Raw genomic sequence first — 19,392 nt, forward strand, 5'->3', positions numbered from 1 at the left:
CTCATCTCAACGGCTGATCGCTTGAATTCCAGTGAGTACTGCTTTGTCTTTTTCTGGTTCTTGTAGGCTGGCATTGGGCACCTTCTGTAACGTCAAAAGGTGTCCGTTAAAACGGGGCAAGATCACTCCCATGCTCATTGACGCGGTTAGAAGGGCAGGTGTGCCATATTGTATGAATAGTAGCGGCGTAAGAATATGGGGTTACTTACGCCCCGGCGTCAGTCCCGAATGGGCCGGCACTTAACCAGGCGTTGCAGTGGATGGCCTACACTTCGCGCCTTCTTGCACAATGTGTTGCGCACATTTTATTGTGTAAGCTGGCACTCCGTTCCGGCCACCACTGAACTTGGCGTTAATTGTCTTTCTAAGTATGACTAATATTTGTGAGAAATTTGCGATTGTCTTGGCAATGATTATGTGTTTGCCAGTTTGTGTTGCTATTTCGGGGTTTGTTGCTTTCCTGAGTAAAGATAATCCAGTGTATTATGAGGGGTTGTATGTAGTTGGTTATATGGTTGTTTTTTCCTCGGTAATTTGGATTCCGTATCTAATATTGAGTGCATTAAAGTGGAGAATAATAAGTAGAAAAGTTCAGGTGGTAACATTTATACCTATTGGCTTAATGTTGGTTTTAGCTCTTTTGGCAGAAATCAATGGTGTGCCGTGGTAAAAATAATTAACAAACGCATGTTGGCTCAGCGGCTACGCCGCTTGGACCTCCGGTCCGTTGCACCGCAACTGCACTACGGCCCCAAATGCGGACGTTATAAGTCATGAATACGTATGCGTACTGCAATCACTAAAGGGCTTATTTTTCAGCATCAGTTCGTTCTGGCTTTTCATGGGGTGTGCCATAGCGTCATTGGTCATAATCCGCTTCTATCGTGGGAGTAAGAATGCCTTTTAACATCATAATCCAGCGGATCTTTGGCAAGCTGCGCTTAACTTCGTCCGGTGATTTTCAACGCTTCCCCCAAACCCAAATAACTCATAAGCAGTAAGAACCAAATCCTCGATTCACCATCCGCTCCTCAATCCCCCACATTCCGGCAACAGGCTGATCGAACAAAGATAAAACCCCGCTACCAGTCTCGGCCGGTAGCGGGGGAGGTATCAGTCTTTACGTACAACGGCCAGTTGCATGCGTTGTTTCAGGGCGAGGCGGGTGATGCCAAAGCCGCCGAGCATCAGCAGGCTGCTGGACAGTACGAGGCCTACGACGGCCATGGTCATGCCGGCGGATTCTGCGCCTTGTACCGCGCCGTGGGCGAGGCTGAACAGCAGGGCGGCGCCGATGGCGCTGTTCTGTACGATCTGGTTGCCGCGGTGGCTGATCAGCAGTACTGGCATGGCCAGCAGTGACAGGCCGAGCATAAATTCCAGTGCCAGCGCGGAGGTGGTCATGAGGCCGCCGATGGCGCCAGCGGCGACGGTGGCGATCAGGGCCAGCAGCAGCTGGTGGACTTTGCGAGTGGCTGCCAGTGCGGCCATGGCACCGAGGCCGGTGAGGGCGAGCATGTGGTCCATGCCGGTGAACGGGTGCAGCAGGCCGTTGAGCAGGGCATTGCCGGTCACTTCGTGGCCTGGGTGGGCCAGTGCCTGGGAAGAAATCAGGGTCAGGGAGCCCAGTGCGGCGTAAGTTGCAACTTTCATGTTCAGTCTCCTTGGGGCAGACAACAGCGGCTTATGCCGCTGGCAGGGTTACGTCGCGACGGGCCAGCATGCCCTCGGTGACAATAAAGTCGATGATGGTTTTAAGGCCATCAGCGCGGATCAGGTTGGTGAATACAAATGGCTTTTCACCACGCATCTTGCGGGCGTCGCGGTCCATGACATCCAGTGAGGCGTTTACCATCGGTGCCAGATCGGTCTTGTTGATGATCAGCAGGTCGGAGCGGGTGATGCCGGGGCCACCTTTGCGCGGAATCTTGTCGCCAGCACACACGTCGATCACGTACAGGGTGATGTCGGACAGCTCCGGGCTGAAGGTGGCGCTGAGGTTGTCGCCGCCGCTTTCGACCAGTACCAGTTCGAGGTCTGGATGGCGTTCCATCAGTTCGTCGATGGCGGCGAGGTTCATGGAGGCGTCTTCACGAATGGCGGTGTGCGGGCAGCCGCCGGTTTCTACACCCATGATGCGGTCGGCCGACAGGGCTTCGTTGCGCAGCAGGAATTCGGCGTCTTCCTTGGTGTAGATGTCGTTGGTGACCACGGCGATGTTGTAGTGATCACGCATGGCCAGACAGAGCTGGCGCAGCAGGGCGGTTTTACCTGAGCCCACTGGGCCACCGACTCCGACGCGCAGACATTGTGTACTCATGTTTTCTCCTCGCAGTTCCGGCCATGGCGCGTTGGCCAGTGCCTTTTCAATTGGGTTGTATTCGTTTGAGCGGGATGGGCCGCTCGTGCCGTCAATGTTGCTCCGAGTCGGATAACGCCTTCGGCGCTTCCGACCTGCGGGTTTATTCGTCGGATAACGCCTTCGGCTCTTCCGACCTACGGGTTTACCAGTCGGATGACGCCTTCGGCTGTTCCGACCTGCGGTTTGTGTTTTGGGGCTAGCTCCGGAACAACCGCGAATACTGGTATTCGTGGCGGGCGGAGGCCATTACCAGTCCCGGCAGGGTGTTGCCGATGTCGTCGTCCGCCAGCTGGCGGCTGAATTCACAGCTGCGCACCAGTACGGGCAACATGGTGTTTAACACCTGCTGGGCGTGGGTCTGGCCCAGCGGGATGGTTTTGCAGGCCACCAGCACCTGATTTTCCAGCCAGCCCCAGCACCAGCCGAGTTGGGCGGCGGCGATGCTGATGCCGCGCTGACTGGCTGCCAGTGCGTAGTAGCCGCAGTAGGTTGACTGTTCCGGCAGCTGGTCGGGCAGTTGGCCCAGCTGTTTCAGCAGGCGCTTGAAGGTGCCGCCGATCTGGGTTTCTTCGTCCAGCAGCTCGCGGGTTTCGCGGCTGGCCAATAACCACTGTTGCCAGTGATTGACACTGTCGACGTCGTGGCGCTGCCAGGCGTCGTAACAGCGCGCCATGATCGGTAATTCCAGCCAGGCCAACCCCTGTTCACAGACAGTGGTCAGCCAGGCTTGCAGCTCTTCGGCGTTGCTGACCTGGCCCTGATCAATCGCCGCTTCCAGACCCTGACTCCAGGCAAAGGCACCAATCGGCAGAGACGCACTGCTCAGCTGCAACAGCTGCAATAACTCCAGCGGGCTGGTGGTTGCTGCAGACAGGCACAGCAGGCTGTCAGTCATGACCAAATTCCTGTCCCAGATTCACCACGCCCTGAGAGCGTTGCTGGCCAAAGTCCATGCTGCCGACCGTATTGGTATCGTGATGATGGTGATGGCCGCCGCTGTAAGCGCCTTCTTCCGGGTTAAAACCGGCTTCAACACTGCTGGTTTGCAGGCCCAGCAGTTCCACCATTTCCTGCAGCACATGATCCGGCTGGAAGCGCACCCACAACTCGCCGATTTGCAGTGGCACATGGCGGTTGCCGAGGTGGTAACAGACCCGGCTGAAGGTTAACCAGTCGTTGGCGCGTGCTTCGGTAAGGCGTTCCGGACGTGCGCGCACCTGCAGCACCTTGCCGCATTCGGTTTGCAGCAGTTCACCTTCGCGTAACACGCCGCCGCGCGGCAGGAACACACCGGTTTCTTCACCCGCATCGGTAAAGGTGCGGAAGCGACCTTTCTGACGAATTTCCCACGGCAGGGTGAGAATGCCGCTGATCTCGGCCGGGCCGGTGTGTTTATCAATTACCTTGAGCATGAAAAATCCTCAGAACAGGCTGTACAGCTGTGCCAGCGGCAGACGTTCAGCCGGTTCACAAATCAGCGGAATACCGTTGGCCTTTACCTCGTAGGTTTGCGGGTCAACTTCCACGGTTGGGCGCCAGGCGTTGTGCACCATGTCTTCCTTGGTCACGGTACGGCAGCCTTTTACGGCTTCGAGCTGACGGTTCAGTTTCAGACGCTGGCCGAGGCCGTTATCAATGGCGGCCTGGCTGACAAACGCCAGCGAAGTTTTGCCCGCAGTCACTCCAAAACCACCAAACATCGGGCGGTAATGCACCGGTTGTGGGGTTGGAATCGAGGCGTTGGCGTCGCCCATCGGCGCGGCGGCGATAAAACCGCCTTTGAGGATCAGCGATGGTTTGACGGCAAAAAACGCCGGTTTCCATAGCACCAGATCCGCCAGCTTGCCGACTTCGATGGAGCCAATTACATGGCTGACACCGTGGGCGATGGCCGGGTTGATGGTGTATTTGGCGATGTAACGTTTGGCGCGGAAGTTGTCGCAACCCAGCGTCTGGTCTTCGTCGAGCAGGCCACGCTGCACTTTCATCTTGTGGGCGGTTTGCCAGGTACGAATGATCACCTCACCGACACGGCCCATGGCCTGGGAGTCGGAGGAGATCATCGAGAACGCGCCGAGGTCATGCAGGATGTCTTCGGCGGCAATGGTTTCCTTACGGATACGGGAATCGGCAAAAGCCACGTCTTCCGGAATCGCCGGGTCGAGGTGGTGGCACACCATCAGCATGTCGAGGTGTTCGTCGATGGTGTTGATGGTGTACGGCCGGGTCGGGTTGGTGGACGACGGCAATACGTTCAGCTCGGCACAGGCCTTGATGATGTCCGGCGCGTGGCCACCACCGGCACCTTCGGTGTGATAGGTGTGAATGGTGCGGCCTTTGAACGCGGCAATGGTGTCTTCCACAAAGCCGGATTCGTTGAGGGTGTCGGTGTGAATCGCCACCTGCACATCGTACTGGTCGGCCACGGTCAGGCAGCAGTCGATGGAGGCCGGAGTGGTGCCCCAGTCTTCGTGCAGCTTGAGGCCGCAGGCACCGGCTTCGATCTGTTCGGCCAGTGCTTCCGGCTGGCTGGCGTTACCCTTGCCCAGAAAGCCGACGTTCATCGGGAACACGTCAGTGCTTTCGAGCATACGCGCCAGATGCCAGGCACCCGGAGTACAGGTGGTGGCGTTGGTGCCGGTGGCTGGGCCTGTGCCACCACCAATCAGCGTGGTGGTGCCTGCCATCAGCGCTTCTTCGAATTGCTGTGGGCAAATAAAGTGAATGTGAGCGTCGATGGCTCCGGCGGTCAGAATCTGGCCTTCACCGGCAATCACTTCGGTGCTGGCACCGATGTCCATGGTCACGCCATTCTGGGTATCGCTGTTACCGGCCTTGCCGATGGCGGCGATTTTGCCGTCCTTGATACCAACGTCGGCTTTGACGATGCCCCAGTGATCGAGGATCAGGGCGTTGGTGATTACCAGATCCATGACCTCGGCGCGGGTCAGCTGGCCTTGGCCCATACCATCACGAATGACCTTGCCGCCGCCGAACTTCACTTCGTCGCCGTAAACAGTGAAGTCTTTTTCGACTTCGATAATGATCTCGGTATCGGCCAGACGCACACGGTCACCAGTGGTGGGGCCAAACATGTCGGCATAGGCCTGACGGGAAATGGTTACCATACAATTCTCCTTGAGCGGGTTATCCGGTTAGGGGCTGGGGGCAACTTACAGGTCGCCCATCACCTCGCCACGAAAGCCGAATACCCGGCGTTTGCCGCCAAGGGCAACCAGTTCAACGGTACGGGTCTGACCCGGTTCAAAACGCACGGCGGTGCCAGCGGCAATGTTCAGGCGCATGCCACGGGCAGCTGCGCGATCAAAATCGAGCGCCGGATTGGTTTCGAAAAAGTGGTAGTGCGACCCCACCTGAATCGGGCGGTCGCCGTGGTTGATCACACGAATGGTGCAGGTTGGCAGGCCTTCGTTCAGTTCGATGTCGCCACTTTGCAGAATGTATTCACCGGGAATCATGTTCGCTCCTTGTCCGTCGGGCCTGAGGCTTATTGCAGCGGGTCGTGGATGGTCACCAGCTTGGTGCCATCGGGGAAGGTCGCTTCCACCTGTACTTCGTGGAGAATGCCGCAGACTTCCGGCATCACCTGATCGCGGCCCAGAAACTCACGGCCCTCACTCATCAGTTGCGCCACGGTTTTGCCGTCGCGGGCACCTTCCAGTACCAGCATCGAGATGTAGGCGACGGCTTCCGGGTAGTTGAGTTTCAGGCCCCGGTTGAGGCGACGCTCGGCCACCATTCCTGCGGTGAACAGCAGCAGTTTGTCTTTATCGCGTGGTGAAAGCTCCATGCAGGGGCTCCTTGAAAAATGGGTTAATCAGGTGTTCCAGATACGCGGCGCGCAAGGTGGCTTGTGCCACAGCAAAGGCCGCAGCTGCGCCCATACCCGGCGCAGAATCTGGTTACCGTATTCACTGTTATTACCGAGATAACGCACCAGTAACAGGCCCAGACGTACGCTGATGCTGAACTGTTCCGGCTGCTTTAGGGCTGCCAGTTCGGGAATCTGTTCACGCAGGGATTCAGCGATTTGTTGAGGCTGGGGCAGACCGGCGGCCACCAGAGTGGCGGCAACGTGGCAGCCGTTAAAACCGGCCGCCTGTTGCCAATGCGGTTGATTGGCGTCGAGTAACAGGCGTTCGATCAGTACCGGTTTGCCGTCTTGCAGAATGTGCAGGCGCTGTTCGGCGCGGCCACTCAGAAACGGCAAGGCACTGTGCGGGCGGCCAATACAGATCATGTCGAGGCCAATAAAGCGGGCACCTGTGGCCAGTTCCACCCGGGTGGATAACTGGCCATTGGCACCGTCGTAAATCAGGGTTTCCATCGGCAGCCATTCGAGGCTGGCACCGGCTTCGAGAGTCAGCTGTACCTGTTGGCGCTGTTGGCCATTCTGGCTGTCGGAGCGGTAAATCTTGCCCGCAGAAGGGGTGGTGATCAGGCCGTGGGCACCAGCAGTGACATGAACATCAATGCCCAGGCGGTCACCGGATACCAGCCCGCCGGGCGGATGTAACAGATACAGATGGCAAACATCGCCTTCCGGATAAAAAGGGCGCTGAACCCGTAATGGGCCATGAAATGCCATACGGGCCAGACGGGTGCGTTGCTCGCCCGCTTCCAGACGCAAGTGCAGGGAAGCGGGCCAGCTGCGTTCAGCAACTTCGGGTACAGCAGGTGGCAGCTCGGCGGCTGCACTCAGCAGGGTCATACCGTGAGGTACTCCTTGACCAGGCGTTCATCCAGTTCATCCATTCGACCGGCGGCAACCGCGCGTCCACGGTCGAGGATGCAGAAGGTATCTGCCACCTTACGGGCAAATGGCAGCTTTTGCTCGACCAGAATCACGGTCAGGCCGATTTCGCGGTTAAGTCGGCGGATAATGTCGGCAATCTCGGCCACCACGTTGGGCTGAATCCCCTCCGTGGGTTCATCGAGAATCAGCAGCTTGGGATTAATGGCTAACGCCCGTCCAATTGCCAGCTGCTGCTGTTGACCGCCCGACAGGTCTCCACCACGACGATGCAGCATTTGCTGCAACACCGGGAACAATTCAAAAATAAACGGCGGAATGGTTTTCAGACCATCGCCACGGGCAGGCAGACCAATCAGCAGGTTTTCTTCTACGGTCAGTAGTGGAAAAATCTGGCGGCCCTGCGGCACAATCCCGATACCCAGCGGGGCGCGAGCCTCGGCGCTGAGTTTGTGAATGGGCTGCCCGTCAAACTCGATGGAGCCCGACGCCAGTGGCAACAAGCCCATGATGCTTTGCATCAGGGTGGTCTTGCCGACGCCGTTACGGCCCATAATGCAGATACAATCGCCTTTGTTGACCGTAAGGTCAAGATCCCAGAGGGTGTGGCTCTGTCCGTAAAACTGGTTCAGGCCCTTGATGGCTAACAAACTCATGCCGTTATTCCCCCAGATACACTTCAACAACTTTCGGATTGGACTGCACCTGATCCATGGTGCCTTCCGCCAGCACGCTGCCCTGATGCAGCACGGTAACGTGGCGGGCAATGGAGCGTACGAAGTCCATATCGTGTTCCACCAGCACAATGCTGTGCTCACCGGCGAGGCTGGTTAACAGCTCTCCGGTGCGGTCCATTTCCTGATGCGTCATACCCGCTACCGGCTCATCCACCAGCAGCAGACGCGGCTTTTGCATCAGCAACATGCCGATTTCCAGCCACTGTTTCTGGCCGTGTGAGAGGGCACCGGCATTCAGGAAACGCTGATCCTGCAGGCCGATCAGGGTCAGCACCTTGTTGATCTGGTCACGCTGTTCACCGTTCAGACGGGCTTTCAGGGTGGTGAACACGGTTTTTGGGGCGGCCATACAGAGTTCGAGGTTGTGCCACACCGACAGTTGCTCAAACACGGTCGGTTTCTGGAACTTGCGGCCAATTCCGGCTTTGGAAATGGCCGGTTCGTCCATTTCCAGCAGGTTGATGTTCTGGCCGAACCAGGCGCTGCCGCTGTCGGGGCGGGTTTTACCGGTGATGATGTCCATCATGGTGGTTTTGCCCGCACCGTTAGGGCCGATGATGCAACGCAGCTCGCCCTCGCGGATGTAGAGGTTGAGGTTGTTGATGGCCTTGAAGCCATCAAAACTGACACTGATGTCTTCCAGATACAGAATCACACCCTTGTCGATGTTGAGGTTGGTCGCCCCCTGCGGTTGCATGAAACTGAACACCTGATCGGTCTGGCGCAGTTCGTTAAACAGGCTGGAAACACTCATGCGGCTTTCTCCTCAACCTTGTCAGCACCACCGTTATTGCGGGCGGCTTGCTGGCGCATATCGCGGTACTGCTGCACCAGACCGGCAATACCTTTTGGCATAAACAGGGTAACCACCACAAACAGGGCTCCCAGTGCGAATAACCAGGCGTCGGGCAGGGCACCGGTCAGCCAGGTTTTGGCGTAGTTCACCAGCAGGGCACCAATCACGGCACCGTACAGCGTGGCACGACCACCCACGGCCACCCAGATCAGCATTTCGATGGAGTTCAGCGGCGAGAACTCCGACGGGTTGATAATGCCCACCTGCGGTACGTACAACGCACCCGCCACACCGGCCAGCATGGCCGACACACAGAACACAAACAGCTTGATGTGCTCGACCCGGTAACCAACAAACCGTACACGGTTTTCAGCATCCCGCACCGCCATGGCCACGCGGCCGAGGCGGCTGATGATGATTGCCCGGCAGATCAGATAACCCAGTGCCAGTGCCAGCACGGTCGCGCTGAACAGGGCAATGCGAGTGGTATCTGCCTGCAGGCTGAAGCCGAGAATGTCCTTGAAGTCGGTGAGGCCGTTGTTGCCACCAAAGCCCATTTCGTTACGGAAAAACGCCAGCAGCAGGGCATAGGTCAGGGCCTGGGTAATGATCGACAGATACACCCCGGTGACCCGTGAGCGGAACGCGAACCAGCCAAATACAAACGCCAGCACACCCGGTGCCACCAGTACCATCAGCATGGCAAACCAGAACTGGTCAAAGCCGTGCCAGTACCATGGCAGCTCGTTCCAGTTCAGGAACACCATAAAGTCCGGCAGGTCGGGGTTACCGTACACACCACGATCACCAATCTGGCGCATCAGGTACATACCCATGGCATAACCGCCGAGGGCAAAAAACGCACCGTGACCCAGGCTCAGAATGCCGAGGTAACCCCAGACCAGATCCACAGCCAGCGCCAGCAGCGCATAGGCCAGATACTTGCCCAGCAGGGTAACGGTGTAGGTCGACAGGTGCAGGCCACTGGATTCCGGCACCAGCAGGTTGAGCACTGGCACCAGTACACCCACGGCGATGAGCACCAGCAGAAAGCGCTGGCTGCCTTTATCCAGCAGACGCGGCTGGATCAGGTTGAGTTCGTTTGCTGCAGTCATGGATTAACCCTCCGCCGACCGGCCTTTTTGCGGGAACAGGCCACGCGGGAATTTCTGGATAAACAGAATGATAAAAACCAGCACCAGGATCTTCGCCAGCACCGCACCGGCCGTAGGCTCCAGCACCTTGTTGGCAACCCCCAGTGACAAACCGGCCACCAGCGTGCCCCACAAATTGCCGACTCCACCAAAGACCACCACCATAAAGGAGTCGATGATGTAGGCCTGGCCAAGGTTCGGACCAACGTTGGTGAGCTGGCTCAGCGCCACCCCGGCGACCCCGGCAATACCGGAACCCAAACCAAAGGTGAGTGCATCCACCCGCGCCGAACGCACACCCATGGCGCGCGCCATGGCACGGTTCTGGGAAACCGCACGCACCTGCAAACCGAGGCGGGTGCGCTTCAGCAGCACAAACAGCAGCGCAAATACCATCAGGCAGAAGATCAGGATGTAGATACGGTTCCAGGTCAGCGACAGCACCGGGCTCAGCTCCAGCGAGCCGGTCATCCAGTCCGGGGTTTGTACGGTGCGGTTTTGTGGTGACACAAAGGTGCGCACCAGCTGTTGCAGGATCAGGCTGATACCAAAGGTCGCCAGCAGGGTTTCCAGGGGACGGCCGTACAAAAAGCGGATCACCGACCGTTCAATCAGAATGCCCATCAGCCCCGACACCACAAACGCTGCCGGAATCGACACCAGCACCGACAGGCCGATATGGTCGGGCATCAGCAGCTGGATACCGTAGGTGGTGTAAGCGCCGAGCATGATGAGTTCGCCGTGCGCCATGTTGATGATGCCCATCACCCCGAAGGTAATGGCCAGACCAATCGCCGCCAGCACCAGCACCGAGCCGAGGCTCAGGCCAAAAAACAGGGTTTCGATATAACCGGACCACAGAATCTTGCGTTCGATATTGGCCAGCGATTTGGCCGCCAGTTTGCCTTCGGCCGCTGCCGGGTTGCGGTCGTGTAATTGCTGCAGGGCGTTACGGGCTTCCGGTTCGAGGCTGTCGCCCAGCACTTCAATGGCATTACGGCCCGGTTTGCTGGCGTTACGCACTTCGTTGATGGCCAGCGCTACGGTCATGGCGTCACGCACATCGCTATTGGTTTCCTGCAGCTGCAGGCTGGTCAGGCGTTCGGTCAGCGCCGGGTCGGGGCTGCCCATCAGTGAGCGCACGGCGGTCAGACGCACCTGACTGTCGGCGCTGGTGAGTGCCAGCGATGACAACGCCACCCGCAGTTCCTTGCGCAGGGCGTTGTTGATCATGATGCGTTTGAGATCACTTTTGCTGGAGCTATAGGTGCGGCCACTGACCAGCTCCTGCACGGAAAATTCGGGTTGTTCGGCCACCAGCAGAACCACCTGGTTGCTGGCTTTATCGGTATACAGATTGCCGTCGAGCAGGGCTTGCAGCCATACCGAGGTCTGGTCATGACCAACGCTCATCAGGTTCTGAACGGCGGTGGATTTGTCGTTGAAGCTGCCATTCAGCAACGCCACGGATTCATCCAGAGTGGCGGCGCGGCTGCCAAAACTCAGGCATAACAGCATCAGGGTGAGTACCAGCTGACGCCAGCCGGTGAGAGCAGGATAAGTCACAAGGGACCTCCTTCCAGGGTTTTTCCGAGGGTGTTGTCCGGCTTGAGCCGGGCTAACGAATACGCGGGTAAGCAGGGAAACGGCAGCCGCAGGGCGCGGCTGCCGGTGCCGGATCAGAAGTTCTGACCAGAGCAGGTTTTGGTAACGGTGTTGTAGTTGCCGCACTTGATTGGAGCAGTCCAGTCGGCAATCAGGTCTTTGGAGCCTGGCAGGAAGTCAGACCAGGCATCACCCGGAACCACACCTTCGGTTTGCCATACCACCGAGAACTGGCCATCGTCCTGGATTTCGCCAATCAGCACTGGCTTGCTCAGGTGGTGGTTCTTGTTCATCACCGCAGTGCCACCGGTCAGGTTTTTCACTTCCTGGCCAATCATGGCTTGCTCAACCTTTTCGACTTCAGTGGTCTTGGCTTTTTCAACGGCCTGGGCCCACATCTGGAAGCCGATGTAAGTGGCTTCCATCGGGTCGTTGGTTACGCGATCCGGATTCTTGGTGTAGGCCTGCCATTGCTTGATAAAGGCAGCGTTTTCCGGGGTATCCACGCTCTGGAAGTAGTTCCAGGCAGCCAGGTGGCCAACCAGAGGTTTGGTATCGATACCGGACAGTTCCTCTTCACCCACGGAGAACGCTACCACCGGAATGTCTTCGGCGCTGATCTGCTGGTTGGCCAGTTCCTTGTAGAACGGTACGTTGGCGTCACCGTTGATGGTGGACACTACCGCGGTTTTCTTGCCTTCAGAACCGAACTTCTTGATGTCGGAAACGATGGACTGCCAGTCGGAGTGACCGAACGGGGTGTAGTTCACCATGATGTCGGATTCCGGCACGCCCTTGGCTTTCAGGTAGGCTTCCAGAATCTTGTTGGTGGTACGTGGGTAAACGTAGTCAGTACCGGCCAGAACCCAGCGTTTTACGCCGACATCGTTCATCAGGTAATCCACGGCTGGAATGGCTTGCTGGTTAGGCGCCGCACCGGTGTAGAACACGTTTTTGGAAGACTCTTCACCTTCGTACTGAACCGGGTAGAACATCAGGCCGTTCAGTTCTTCCAGAACTGGCAGGGCTGATTTGCGGGATACAGACGTCCAGCAACCGAAGATCACATCGACTTTGTCTTTGGTCAGCAGCTCGCGGGTTTTTTCCGCAAACAGCGGCCAGTTGGACGCCGGGTCAACCACCACCGCTTCCAGTTTTTTGCCGAGCAGACCACCTTTCTTGTTTTGCTCTTCCACCATCATCAACACGGTGTCTTTCAGAGTGGTTTCACTGATGGCCATGGTGCCGGACAGTGAGTGCAGAACGCCCACCTTGATGGTATCGGCTGCTTCTACCAGGGTGCTGAACAGGGTGCCTGTCATCACAGAGGTCGCCAACAGCACGGACTGTACGGAAGTCTTCAATTTCATCCGGTAATTCCTCTTCTCGGTTGCGGTCTTTGCGTAAATAAGCGCGTGAATAGACGCGGAAATAGGCGTCTGGACTGCCTTCCCCACCGACCGTATGCGGGCGCATCAACACAGGAGCGCAGGAGTGTCGGGGGCAGAGCCTGCCGGTCGGGGCAGCCAGACTGTCGAGGTTCATAGTGAGGGGCAGGGCGGATTTACCCAATGCGCAGAAGACGCGCGGGGATGGGGTGATGTGCGTATACGTCAAATGACGTAGTTTGGTCGGGCCGCGATCGGATCTGGCGTCTGGTGTCTATCTCGTTCCAACGCTCCTGCGTTGGAATGCAACGGTGTCTGCGGGGTCATGTTTGATGTTGTTCGTCCGACTTCTGGCGGCCACTCGGCTTGTTAAATAGCCTGGCCGTTTGCCCTCTTGGGGGACCTTGTCCCCCGGCCGGGCGGGCCTCCCCCTGCTTTTGCCCTGCTGGGCTCGTGTCTCCGGTTTTCACCGACAACGGCGTTTCGACCCCGGCCCGATGGCACATCCCTGTGCCAACGGGCCTTGCGGGGCATCCATGCCCCTGCTGGGTCGGCCGTTGCGGTGAATCCCGGCTCGCCCAGATGGGCAATTAACGGCAGCCAGCTGCGCTGGGTGAAAGCGGTGTGCTGGTGGATGCTGTTCTTCCGACGTCCGGCGCTTTGCGGCTACTCGGCTTGTTAATTGGCCAGGCTGTTTGCCCTCTTGGGGGACCTTGTCCCCCGGCCGGGCGGGCCTCCCCCTGCTTTTGCCCGACTGGGCTCGTTTATCCGGTATTCCCCGACAACGGCGGTTCGACCCCGGCCCGATGGCACGTCCCTGTGCCAACGGGCCTTGCGGGGCATCCATGCCCCGGCTGGGTCGGCCGTTGCGGTGAATCCCGGCTCGCCCAGATGGGCATTCCGTAGCCAGTTGCGCTGGGTGAAAGCGGTGTGCTGGTGGATGCTGTTCTTCCGGCGTCCGGCGTCCGGCGTCCGGCGCTTTGCGGCTACTCGGCTTGTTAATTGGCCAGGCTGTTTGCCCTCTTGGGGGACCTTGTCCCCCGGCCGGGCGGGCCTCCCCCTGCTTTTGCCCGACTGGGCTCGTGTTTCCGGTTTTCACCGACAACGGCGTTTCGACCCCGGCCCGATGGCACGTCCTTGTGCCAACGGGCCTTGCGGGGCATCCATGCCCCGGCTGGGTCGGCCGTTGCGGTGAATCCCGGCTCGCCCAGATGGGCAATTAACGGCAGCCAGCTGCGCTGGGGAAATCCGGTGTTAATGGATGCTCTGTTGTAGTGTGGGCATTTATGCCCACAAGAACGGCCCCGATGCCCGATGCCCGATGCCCGATGCCCGATGCCCGATGCCCGATGCCCGATGCCCGATGCCCGATGCCCGATGCCCGACGCCCGACGCCCGACGTCCGACGGTTACTCGCTGTCAAACTGGCTGGGGCGTTATGATGGCGCCGTTTTTTCAGGAACCAATGGAGCGGGATATGGTTGGCAAGCTGGTGGGGGTGTTGTTGGGCAGTTTGTTTATGGTGGCTTGTGCGGGTAATCGCCCGGTCGAGACGCTTGCTGTCACTGTCGATAAACCGCTCGAAGCAACGGCCGATATGCTGTTTACACGGGGAATGTTGTGCTGGTCGCGGAACGAAAGCGATCGGGAAGGACGGTTGGTTCAATTGGTTGGTGTTTCAGCGAATGTCGCGTCGATTTCGGTATTGAACTACACCCGGGAAAATGGACCCGGAGACAGCGTATTCTCGATGAATCTGTCCCGTCAGGGCGATCGTTCCTCTCTGGCGATGTATGAAAATCGTCATGACTGCTCGTTGTTCAAAGGCTGTCAGACCGGAATTTACACGGCCGATGTCAAACGCTGGATCACAGGTGATGCCACTTGTTCGTCCATCGATTTGCCGCTTCGCTAAAAGAATGCGACTAAAGTACTTGTCTGGTTAACATCACTCTGCGTGGTTAATTTCGCTGCCAAAAATCCATTGCATAAGGTTTGTGCAATGCTTTTTTGATAATCAAAAGCCTTTTCTGAAACCCTGGTCAAATCACGGCTACGTTAAATAACGTAGTGACCGGATTGCGCTGGCGTTATTCCCTGCCACAGGCGTTAGAATCCGGATACCCAGGGCCATATGACTTCCGACTCCCGCATGAAAGCCAACACCGTGGTGGCGCCGCGGCGTACCTACAACAAACTCATCGCCAACGAGATGATGGAAGATTTTGCGCTGCGCTTTACTGCCCGGCGGGTTCGGCGCTGGTCGATGGGGTGGGTGGCGAACACCGCGTTGGGCACTGTTGCGTTTTTGGTGCTGGAGGCGCTGGGCGGGGCGATTACCCTCAGTTATGGTGTGCCGAATGCGCTGGCTGCCATTGCCGCGGTGAGCCTGATTGTGCTGCTGAGCGGTTTCCCGATCAGTTATTACGCCGCCCGTTATGGCGTGGATATCGATCTGTTAAGCCGGGGGGCCGGTTTTGGGTATTTGGGCTCGACCATCGCCTCGCTGATTTACGCCTCGTTCACCTTTATCTTTTTTGCCCTCGAAGCCGCGGTAATGGCGACGGCCTTACAGCTGTTGCTGGGGTTGCCGCTGGTGGCGGGGTATATCTTCAGTGCACTGGTGGTGATACCGCTGGTGACCCACGGTATTACCAACATTGGCCGTTTTCAGCAGTTGTCGCAGCCGCTGTGGTTACTGCTGCAGTTGGTGCCGCTGTATTTTGTGTTCACCCATCCCGACAGTGGTGTCGGCGAATGGCTGGATTACACCGGATTGGGTAGTCAGGAACAGGCGGCGCATTTTGATTTTCTGCTGTTTGGCGCGGCGTCGGCGGTGTTGTTGTCGATTGTGGCGCAGATCGGCGAGCAGGTGGATTTTCTGCGGTTTATGTCGCCAGCGCGGCCGGGGCGCGAGTGGCAATGGTGGGTATCGGTATTTGCCGCTGGCCCCGGCTGGATTGTGGTGGGTGCCGCCAAAATGGTGCTAGGGTCTTTCCTCGCTTATCTGGCCTTGCAGCATGGGCTGGCGGCGACCGAAGCCGGGCAGCCCGCCTATATGTACCAGATGGTGTTTGGTTACCTCACCGACAACAAAACCCTGGCGTTATGGCTGGCGGCCTCGTTTGTGATTGTGTCGCAGGTGAAGATCAACGTCGCCAACGCCTACGCCGGATCACTGGCCTGGTCGAACTGGTTTTCACGTATTACTCATAGCCATCCTGGCCGAGTGGTGTGGGTTCTGTTTAACGTCACCATCGCCCTGATGCTGATGTTGTTGGGCGTATACGAGGCGCTGGAACGCACCCTGCAGATTTATTCGGTGCTGGTGCTGGCGTGGATCGGCTCGATTGTGGCCGACCTTGTCATCAACAAACCCCTCGGCCTCAGCCCTAAACACATCGAGTTCAAACGCTCGTGCCTGTACGACATCAACCCGGTGGGGGTTGGTTCGATGCTGCTGGCATCGGTGGTCGGCCTGCTCGGACACCTGTCGGTATTTGGCGACACCTTCCGCGCTGCCGCCTCGTTTGTGGCGTTTTTCCTGCCCTTTGTGACTGCGCCACTAATCGCCTGGGCCACCGGCAGCCGTTATTACCTGTTGCCTCAAGCCCCCGAGCCAATTGCCACTGACAGCCCGATTCAGGAACAGACCTGCAGCGTTTGTGAGATGGCATTTGAACCGGAAGACATGCACGCGTGCCCGGCTTACGGCCAGCCGATTTGCTCCCTGTGCTGTTCGCTGGACGTGCGTTGCAACAACGGTTGTCGCACCGAAGCCACCGTTTCCAGCCAGTTCCGCCAGTTGCTCAGCCCGTGGATGCCAACACGCATCATGAGTTGGTTGTGGTCGTCGTCGGGGCAGTTTGTGATGATTCTGGGCGGCCTCAGCCTGCTGGTGGCCTTTATCCTGATGCTGGTATACGTACAGATTCCGCTGCCCATGGACGAACACCAGTTGCTGGGAGCGGCGTTTGTCAAAACCTTCTTCCTGCTCACCATCCTGATTGGTGTGGTGAGCTGGCTGTTTATTCTGGCGCGCAGCAGCAACCAGGCCGCCGTCAATGAATCGCGCCTGCAGACCATCCTGCTCAACCAGGAGATCGAAGCCCACGAACGCACCGCCGCCGAACTGCAAAAAGCCAAAGAGACCGCCGAAAACGCCAACCAGGCCAAGAACCGTTATCTGGCCGGGATCAGCCACGAGTTGCGTACACCGCTGAACATCCTGCTGGGGTATGCCCAGCTGCTCAAGAACGATGGCACGGTGACCACCGACAAACGCCAATTCGCCGACATCATTCATCGTAACGGTGAACACCTTGCCGATCTGATTGAAGGCCTGCTGGAGATTTCCAAAATCGAAGCAGGACGGCTGGAGCTGGAGCGCGATGATATTCCGCTGCGCAACTTTATCGACCAGATCGCCGACATGTTCCGCCTGCAAGCGGAGAGCAAAGGCCTGACCTTCGAGTACGTGCGTCCGCAGAACCTGCCGGAGCGGGTCAGTGGCGACAAAAAACGCCTGCGCCAGATTCTGATCAACCTGCTGTCGAACGCCATCAAGTTCACCCCCAAAGGCAATGTCAGCCTGCAGGTGCACTACCGCAACGAAATCGCCAGCTTTGTGGTGCGCGACACCGGTATTGGTATCGACCAACACGACCTCGACACCATCTTTGTGCCGTTTGCGCGGGTACGTTCGGAATCAACGCGGTCGATACCCGGCACCGGCCTTGGGCTGACCATTTCGCGGGCGTTATCGCACCTGATGGGTGGTGATATTGCCTGCCGTAGCGAAAGCGGCAAAGGCAGCGAGTTCACCCTGACCCTGTTGTTGCCGCGCCAGCTCAATACCCGCCAGCCGGTGATCAGCGACTTCAGCCGCATTACCGGCTACCTCGGACAACCGCAGACCCTGCTGGTGGTGGATGACGACCCGATACAGCGCCAGCTGGTGGCCGACATTCTCGAACCGCTGGGCTTTGTGATTGTGCAGGCCGAAGACGCCACCAGCGCCCTGAGCGTTCTGGAACAACGCAAAACCGAACACCCGATAGACCTGGCCTTGCTGGACGTACTGATGCCCGGCATCAACGGCTGGCAGCTGGCTATTCGGATACGCGAACTGGGCTACCGGATGCCGATAGTGATGCTGTCGGCCAACGCCACCGAAGCCGACCAGCACCAGCTGCGTGGCCGGTATCACAACCATTACCTGGCCAAACCGCTGGACATCAACCAGCTACTCGACACCCTCAGCACTTTCCTGAATATCGACTGGCAACTTCGTGCGCCGGAGCCGTCTGCCTCTGGCCAGCAGGCCGACCATCCGGTTAATCTGCAGGCACCCGATAGTCGCTATCTCAACGAACTGAAACGCTGGGCCGAGATTGGTTACCTGACCGCCTTTAATGAAAACCTCGACCAGCTCGAAGCCAGCCAGCGTTGCAGCCCGGAATTTGCCAGCTGGATGCGCAAACTGGCAGCCCAATGCGACTTTGAAAAAATCCTCAGCAGCCTGGATACCCTGATTGATGAACAATGACCCTTCACTCAGCACCATCGTACTGGTGGTGGACGACTCACCGGATTCTCTCGGCCTGCTGAACCAGACATTAAACGCCGCTGGCCTCACCGTACTGGTGGCCCTCAGTGGCCAACAGGCACTGGCGATCCTGCAACGCATCACCCCCGATGTCATCCTGATGGACGCCCTGATGCCGGGCATGGACGGTTTTGAAACCTGTACCCGCATCAAACAGCAACTGCCCATGGTGCCGGTGATCTTTATGACCGGCCTCACCGATGTTGAACACGTTGTGAAAGGGTTTGATGCGGGAGGGGTGGACTACGTCACCAAGCCGATCAAGGCCGAGGAAGTGCTGGCGCGCATTCGTGTGCACAGCCAGAACGCCCGTTTGATGCTGAGCGCCCACAACGCCCTCGACCAGGCTGGCCAGTTTCTGCTCTGTATCAACCAGACCGGACAGCTGTTATGGGCCACACCCCATGTGCACGGATTGGTCAGCCAGGCCGAAGGAGAAGACAGCGACCTGTGGTTATTCCTCGGCCAGCAGCTGGTGAACTGGTTACAACAAGGCCCACAACCGGCACCGGTATGGCTCGAAGGGTTCGGCAGCCCGGTGCAAGCGCACTTCGGCGGCGAACACCAGAACGGCCAGTATCTGGTACGCCTGGAAACCTGCTCCGACGAAGGCAAACCCGAACAACTACGTGAAAAACTCGGCATCACCCGCCGCGAATCAGAAGTGCTTTATTGGCTTTCTTACGGCAAAACCAACTGGGAAATCGCCCAGATCCTCAACATGAGCCCCCGCACCGTCAACAAACACCTCGAACTCATGTTCCGCAAACTCGGCGTCGACAACCGCACCGCCGCCGCCGCCATGTCGATCCGCATCCTCGGCGATAGCGCCGTTGACCTGTAAGAGCGGCGCAATAACCGCCGCTCTTCGGTACAGACAACTGTTCATGTGTAAGAGCGGCTGTTAGCCGCGAAAGTATTACGGCATTCACCGGCGTCGGTACAAACAACCATTCATGTGCAGGAGT

General features: G+C 58.1%; 16 protein-coding genes. 3 read left to right on the forward strand and 13 right to left on the reverse strand.

The window, feature by feature from the left end; genetic code table 11:
• Positions 1–1,113: 1,113 nt before the first annotated feature.
• The 13 genes from OUO13_RS04745 to urtA form a co-directional block, all read right to left on the reverse strand.
• Entirely contained in the window at positions 1,114–1,653 is a 540-nt protein-coding gene (locus tag OUO13_RS04745) for a HupE/UreJ family protein (RefSeq protein WP_283172709.1), read from the reverse strand.
• A gap of 31 nt (positions 1,654–1,684) precedes the next feature.
• A complete protein-coding gene (gene ureG, locus OUO13_RS04750; protein WP_283172710.1) occupies positions 1,685–2,320 on the reverse strand; it encodes an urease accessory protein UreG in 636 nt (211 codons plus the stop codon).
• Between the two features lie 238 nt (positions 2,321–2,558).
• A complete protein-coding gene (locus OUO13_RS04755; RefSeq protein WP_283172711.1) occupies positions 2,559–3,257 on the reverse strand; it encodes an urease accessory protein UreF in 699 nt (232 codons plus the stop codon).
• Entirely contained in the window at positions 3,250–3,774 is a 525-nt protein-coding gene (ureE, locus tag OUO13_RS04760; RefSeq protein ID WP_283172712.1) for an urease accessory protein UreE, read from the reverse strand. Before ureE ends, OUO13_RS04755 begins: the two co-directional genes overlap by 8 nt.
• Before the next feature lie 9 nt (positions 3,775–3,783).
• Complete coding sequence (gene ureC, locus OUO13_RS04765) at positions 3,784–5,490, reverse strand: urease subunit alpha (protein WP_283172713.1); 1,707 nt, start codon at positions 5,488–5,490, stop codon at positions 3,784–3,786.
• 45 nt (positions 5,491–5,535) lie between these two features.
• Positions 5,536–5,841: an urease subunit beta gene (locus OUO13_RS04770; RefSeq protein ID WP_283172714.1), complete on the reverse strand. Its 306-nt coding sequence runs from the start codon at positions 5,839–5,841 to the stop codon at positions 5,536–5,538.
• A 29-nt stretch (positions 5,842–5,870) separates the two neighbouring features.
• On the reverse strand, positions 5,871–6,173 hold the full coding sequence (locus OUO13_RS04775) for an urease subunit gamma (protein ID WP_283172715.1): 303 nt from the start codon (positions 6,171–6,173) through the stop codon (positions 5,871–5,873).
• A gap of 27 nt (positions 6,174–6,200) precedes the next feature.
• Positions 6,201–7,094: an urease accessory protein UreD gene (locus tag OUO13_RS04780; RefSeq protein WP_283172716.1), complete on the reverse strand. Its 894-nt coding sequence runs from the start codon at positions 7,092–7,094 to the stop codon at positions 6,201–6,203.
• Positions 7,091–7,786 (reverse strand): urea ABC transporter ATP-binding subunit UrtE, encoded by a 696-nt coding sequence (urtE, locus tag OUO13_RS04785; RefSeq protein ID WP_283172906.1) that lies wholly within the window; start codon positions 7,784–7,786, stop codon positions 7,091–7,093. Before urtE ends, OUO13_RS04780 begins: the two co-directional genes overlap by 4 nt.
• Positions 7,787–7,796: 10 nt before the next feature.
• Positions 7,797–8,627 (reverse strand): urea ABC transporter ATP-binding protein UrtD, encoded by an 831-nt coding sequence (urtD, locus tag OUO13_RS04790; protein WP_283172717.1) that lies wholly within the window; start codon positions 8,625–8,627, stop codon positions 7,797–7,799.
• On the reverse strand, positions 8,624–9,784 hold the full coding sequence (gene urtC / locus OUO13_RS04795) for an urea ABC transporter permease subunit UrtC (protein ID WP_283172718.1): 1,161 nt from the start codon (positions 9,782–9,784) through the stop codon (positions 8,624–8,626). Before urtC ends, urtD begins: the two co-directional genes overlap by 4 nt.
• A gap of 3 nt (positions 9,785–9,787) precedes the next feature.
• Entirely contained in the window at positions 9,788–11,341 is a 1,554-nt protein-coding gene (gene urtB, locus OUO13_RS04800) for an urea ABC transporter permease subunit UrtB (RefSeq protein ID WP_283172907.1), read from the reverse strand.
• Between the two features lie 161 nt (positions 11,342–11,502).
• Complete coding sequence (urtA, locus tag OUO13_RS04805; protein WP_283172719.1) at positions 11,503–12,798, reverse strand: urea ABC transporter substrate-binding protein; 1,296 nt, start codon at positions 12,796–12,798, stop codon at positions 11,503–11,505.
• 1,495 nt (positions 12,799–14,293) lie between these two features.
• On the opposite strand from urtA, the gene OUO13_RS04810 reads away from it, so the two are divergent.
• The 3 genes from OUO13_RS04810 to OUO13_RS04820 all read left to right on the forward strand — a co-directional run bounded on the left by OUO13_RS04810 (position 14,294) and on the right by OUO13_RS04820 (position 19,268).
• Positions 14,294–14,731 (forward strand): hypothetical protein, encoded by a 438-nt coding sequence (locus OUO13_RS04810; RefSeq protein WP_283172720.1) that lies wholly within the window; start codon positions 14,294–14,296, stop codon positions 14,729–14,731.
• Between the two features lie 219 nt (positions 14,732–14,950).
• Positions 14,951–18,364, forward strand: coding sequence for an ATP-binding protein (locus OUO13_RS04815; protein WP_283172721.1), 3,414 nt, complete (start codon positions 14,951–14,953; stop codon positions 18,362–18,364).
• Entirely contained in the window at positions 18,354–19,268 is a 915-nt protein-coding gene (locus tag OUO13_RS04820) for a response regulator transcription factor (protein ID WP_283172722.1), read from the forward strand. The genes OUO13_RS04815 and OUO13_RS04820 overlap by 11 nt, the downstream gene beginning before the upstream one ends.
• The last annotated feature ends 124 nt before the right edge of the window (positions 19,269–19,392 follow it).

Origin of the sequence: Parathalassolituus penaei, assembly GCF_026626885.1 — a bacterium.
GTDB lineage: Bacteria > Pseudomonadota > Gammaproteobacteria > Pseudomonadales > Oceanobacteraceae > Oceanobacter > Oceanobacter penaei.

Excerpts from the sequence above, each read along its gene's own strand:
- OUO13_RS04745 (WP_283172709.1), bottom strand. The coding sequence starts at position 1,653 with ATGAAAGTTGCAACTTACGCCGCACTGGGCTCCCTGACCCTGATTTCT.
- ureG (WP_283172710.1), bottom strand. The coding sequence starts at position 2,320 with ATGAGTACACAATGTCTGCGCGTCGGAGTCGGTGGCCCAGTGGGCTCA.
- OUO13_RS04755 (WP_283172711.1), bottom strand. The coding sequence starts at position 3,257 with ATGACTGACAGCCTGCTGTGCCTGTCTGCAGCAACCACCAGCCCGCTG.
- ureE (WP_283172712.1), bottom strand. The coding sequence starts at position 3,774 with ATGCTCAAGGTAATTGATAAACACACCGGCCCGGCCGAGATCAGCGGC.
- ureC (WP_283172713.1), bottom strand. The coding sequence starts at position 5,490 with ATGGTAACCATTTCCCGTCAGGCCTATGCCGACATGTTTGGCCCCACC.
- OUO13_RS04770 (WP_283172714.1), bottom strand. The coding sequence starts at position 5,841 with ATGATTCCCGGTGAATACATTCTGCAAAGTGGCGACATCGAACTGAAC.
- OUO13_RS04775 (WP_283172715.1), bottom strand. The coding sequence starts at position 6,173 with ATGGAGCTTTCACCACGCGATAAAGACAAACTGCTGCTGTTCACCGCA.
- OUO13_RS04780 (WP_283172716.1), bottom strand. The coding sequence starts at position 7,094 with ATGACCCTGCTGAGTGCAGCCGCCGAGCTGCCACCTGCTGTACCCGAA.
- urtD (WP_283172717.1), bottom strand. The coding sequence starts at position 8,627 with ATGAGTGTTTCCAGCCTGTTTAACGAACTGCGCCAGACCGATCAGGTG.
- urtC (WP_283172718.1), bottom strand. The coding sequence starts at position 9,784 with ATGACTGCAGCAAACGAACTCAACCTGATCCAGCCGCGTCTGCTGGAT.
- urtB (WP_283172907.1), bottom strand. The coding sequence starts at position 11,341 with ATGCTGTTATGCCTGAGTTTTGGCAGCCGCGCCGCCACTCTGGATGAA.
- urtA (WP_283172719.1), bottom strand. The coding sequence starts at position 12,798 with ATGAAATTGAAGACTTCCGTACAGTCCGTGCTGTTGGCGACCTCTGTG.
- OUO13_RS04810 (WP_283172720.1), top strand. The coding sequence starts at position 14,294 with ATGGTTGGCAAGCTGGTGGGGGTGTTGTTGGGCAGTTTGTTTATGGTG.
- OUO13_RS04815 (WP_283172721.1), top strand. The coding sequence starts at position 14,951 with ATGACTTCCGACTCCCGCATGAAAGCCAACACCGTGGTGGCGCCGCGG.
- OUO13_RS04820 (WP_283172722.1), top strand. The coding sequence starts at position 18,354 with ATGAACAATGACCCTTCACTCAGCACCATCGTACTGGTGGTGGACGAC.